Source organism: Microcystis sp. LE19-195.1E, from assembly GCF_027532095.1.
Lineage (GTDB): Bacteria > Cyanobacteriota > Cyanobacteriia > Cyanobacteriales > Microcystaceae > Microcystis > Microcystis aeruginosa.
This window is the reverse complement of sequence record NZ_JAPZSZ010000287.1, coordinates 1-3089: the sequence shown is the minus strand read 5'-3', so window position 1 is coordinate 3089 and position 3089 is coordinate 1. Positions and strand designations below refer to the sequence as shown.

The following is a 3089-nucleotide window of genomic DNA, read 5'->3' as shown; positions in this document are numbered from 1 at the left end:
CCCAAATCTGCCAACTCCTCTAATAAATTCTGCCAATCTACTGCTTGAAAATCCCCTTGACGCAATTGGTTGATAGTGGACTCTAACCAAAGTTGATAATCGCTATCGTAGAGATTTGAAATGGTAATATTCATCATTTTTAAAATGGGGAAAAATCAGGAGTTAAGCTGCAGGTATCCAAACTATAGGAGAAATTGGGACTAATCAATCAGCTAGTTTTGCCAGTTTAGCCGAATTATCCTCAATCACATCTAACCGCGAAAAAACCGCCAAAAAGAGTGATAATAAACCTAGCTATTCCCAGAGTAACAAGAAAAGCCCGATGGTGAAAACAGTAATAGGTGTCGATTTAGGTGGAACTGCGATTAAAATTGGTAAATTTGACCAAGAGGGCAATTGTCTCGAATCTCTCACCTTGCCCACTCCCCAACCCGCTACACCCAAAGAAGTCGCCCATACCATACATCAAGGCATTTGTCAAGTAAATTTAGATAAAAGTTGTCAAGCCATCGGTGTGGGAACGCCGGGGCCGGCGGATGCTCAGGGAAGAATTGCCAAAATAGCGATTAATTTGGCAGGATGGCGGGATATTCCCCTCGCCGATTGGTTAGAAGAAAGTACGGGAATGCCGACAATTTTAGCCAATGATGCCAATTGTGCCGGTTTGGGGGAAGCTTGGTTAGGAGCGGGCAAACGGTTTCAAAACTTGATCCTGTTGACCTTGGGGACGGGAGTAGGAGGGGCAATTATCCTCGATGGTAACTTATTTGTGGGCAGCAAGGGAACGGCCGCAGAATTAGGCTTAATAACCCTTAATTTTGACGGTCCATTGTGCAATAGCGGTAATCAGGGTTCCTTGGAACAATACGTCTCCCGGCAAGCTATTCGCCGGATGACCGGCAAAGAACCGAAGCAATTGGCAGAATTGGCCGAAAAAGGCGATCGAGAGGCTTTAGAATTCTGGCAGGGTTACGGCTGTTTACTGGGGGCTGGTATCGCCAGTTTACTCTATGTTCTCACCCCAGAGGCGGTAATTATCGGCGGCGGCATTAGCGCCAGTGCTAAGTTTTTCTTTCCCTCTGTGCTCACAGAAATCGAAAGACGGGTGTTACCTAGTTCCAGAGAAGGATTAGAGGTATTAACGGCCGAGTTAGGTAATCGCGCCGGGATGGTGGGGGCCGCTAAATTAGCTTGGCAATTATTGGACCTCCGCGGGGAGTCTATTATGGGGGGGGGACTGACTTAATCGTGAATAATCAAGTGGCGATCGCAATCGCTGCTCACGGCTCCCTGACGCTGAAATTCGCCTAACAAACGCGTCACCGTTACCCTCGTGGTACCGATAGCATTGGCGAGATTTTGATGGGTTAAACGGATCTTTAAACGACTGCCTTGGGCGATTGGTTCTCCCATTTCCCGCTTTAATAACTGTAGTAACTGCTGGAGACGCTCCTCCACTCGTTTGAGTCCTGCGATCGCAAGAAGCGATTCCGTTTGTTGTTGACGACGGATCATTTGATTTAACATCATCCTAGTTAATTCCGCCGAATTTTCTACTTCGGCGATCGTGTACCATTTTAGGTACAGTTCCGACAAGGCTCTGGCGTGATAGGATTCTAGATGGGTCAAATTTAAGCCAAAAAAGTGGGATGAATGGGCCCAGCCTAGTAAAATTTCCTCTCCACTCTCAGATACTTGACTTAGTTGCGCCATACCCCGATAAACTTGCCAGACTCCATCAACCACCAGAGGAATATTTTCCCCGCGATCATAAAAATGGAGCCGACGACTCTCGCTATAGTCTTCTCCGAAGGGTGAGACGCTGGGATTATAGGTCAGCAACATGATCAAAGTTCTCCTGGGTGAGGGGCTAACAATTTTAACCCCACTTTACTGTATCAAGGTAAACATTAGGTAATCCCCAGATTAACAGTTATCAGTGGGTCAGTCATCAGTGGGTCAGTCATCAGTTTTCAGATGTGATACTAAATCTGGTTATTAAAAACTGATTATCTATTGCTCCTTTTGCCTATTGCCTATTGCCTTTTGCCTGTCCTGATATGTAGCCTATACTCAACGGATTTAGTATGAGTTATCAGTTCACTGATTACTGATTACTGTTTACTGTTCACTGAAATAAGACGGCCACTGCCATCTCCCGAAGCTGAAAAACCTCAAGATCATTAATTTAAAGCATCTTTAAGAGCCGTGCGAGCGGCCAGATGATTGCGAGTCGAGGTGAGAATTTCCGATTCTCGTTGCAGACGACTGACTGTATCGAGCATTTCCAATAAAGCCTGTTGTTCCCCAGCCACACCGTAGAGATTACCCGCCACCCAGTAGGATAATTCCAGGGGAAGACTGGGCAAATCGTCGGGGAGTTCAATTTTTTGAGCGGTTAATTTGGCTGATAGATGAACCACATCCCGCAGCAGTCGATCCACTTCTTTGGCCAGAGGTCGCAGATCTTGGGTGGTGGGGACATCTTCAATCCACTCCACTAAACCGACACGATAGGGTTTTTCCCGGACATATTCTAGGACACGGAAACGCTGTTGACCGATGGTGAGAATTTTTAACCGATCATCTGGAAGACGTTGACAACGGACAACTTCCGCACAACTGCCGACTTTAGCGATTTCTCCCGTGGCTGGATCTACCATTAAGACCCCAAAACGGCGATCTTCTTCCAATATCGTATTCATCATAATCCGATAGCGAAACTCGAAGATGTGCAGGGGCAGGGGACGACCCGGGAATAAAACAACTTCGGGAAGGGGAAAGAGAGGTAATTCTCTAACGGCAATGGAAGAAGTGGCCATAGGTTTAGTAAAAAAAAACCGATCTTTTCTTATTTTTACACAATACCCCCTGAACCGCTAGGCAAGGGCAATAGACTCCGAGCCAGTATTCAGGAGCCAGTATTCAGGAGTCGGGAGTCGGGAGATTACCTTTATTTATTCTCCCCACACCCCACACCCCACACCCCACACCCCACACCCCACACCCCACACCCCACACCCCACACCCCACACCCCACACCCCACACCCCACACCCCACACCCCACACCCCACACCCCACACCCCAC

The 3089-nt window shown here is 47.4% G+C and carries 4 protein-coding genes; 1 reads left to right on the top strand and 3 read right to left on the bottom strand.

The genetic code is table 11. From position 1 onward, the window contains the following. A partial coding sequence (locus O9300_RS15980; protein WP_287972693.1) for a DUF29 family protein occupies window positions 1-137 on the bottom strand: 137 nt, incomplete at its 3' end. A gap of 185 nt (window positions 138-322) precedes the next feature. On the opposite strand from O9300_RS15980, the gene O9300_RS15975 reads away from it, so the two are divergent. After that, a complete protein-coding gene (locus O9300_RS15975; protein WP_287972692.1) occupies window positions 323-1246 on the top strand; it encodes an ROK family protein in 924 nt (307 codons plus the stop codon). On the opposite strand, the gene O9300_RS15970 is transcribed toward O9300_RS15975, so the two are convergent. Both O9300_RS15970 and O9300_RS15965 read right to left on the bottom strand, forming a co-directional pair. Continuing rightward, the gene (locus tag O9300_RS15970) at window positions 1243-1845 is read right to left on the bottom strand and encodes a Crp/Fnr family transcriptional regulator (protein ID WP_287730953.1); all 603 of its coding nucleotides are present in this window, start codon (window positions 1843-1845) and stop codon (window positions 1243-1245) included. The two genes, O9300_RS15975 and O9300_RS15970, sit on opposite strands and share 4 nt — an antisense overlap. A 338-nt stretch (window positions 1846-2183) precedes the next feature. Continuing rightward, window positions 2184-2822 (bottom strand): LON peptidase substrate-binding domain-containing protein, encoded by a 639-nt coding sequence (locus tag O9300_RS15965; protein ID WP_002739408.1) that lies wholly within the window; start codon window positions 2820-2822, stop codon window positions 2184-2186. Window positions 2823-3089 lie beyond the last annotated feature (267 nt).

What these genes read in the sequence shown, in the direction of transcription:
- O9300_RS15970 (WP_287730953.1), bottom strand. Translation starts at nt 1,845, where the DNA reads ATGTTGCTGACCTATAATCCCAGCGTCTCACCCTTCGGAGAAGACTAT.
- O9300_RS15975 (WP_287972692.1), top strand. Translation starts at nt 323, where the DNA reads ATGGTGAAAACAGTAATAGGTGTCGATTTAGGTGGAACTGCGATTAAA.
- O9300_RS15965 (WP_002739408.1), bottom strand. Translation starts at nt 2,822, where the DNA reads ATGGCCACTTCTTCCATTGCCGTTAGAGAATTACCTCTCTTTCCCCTT.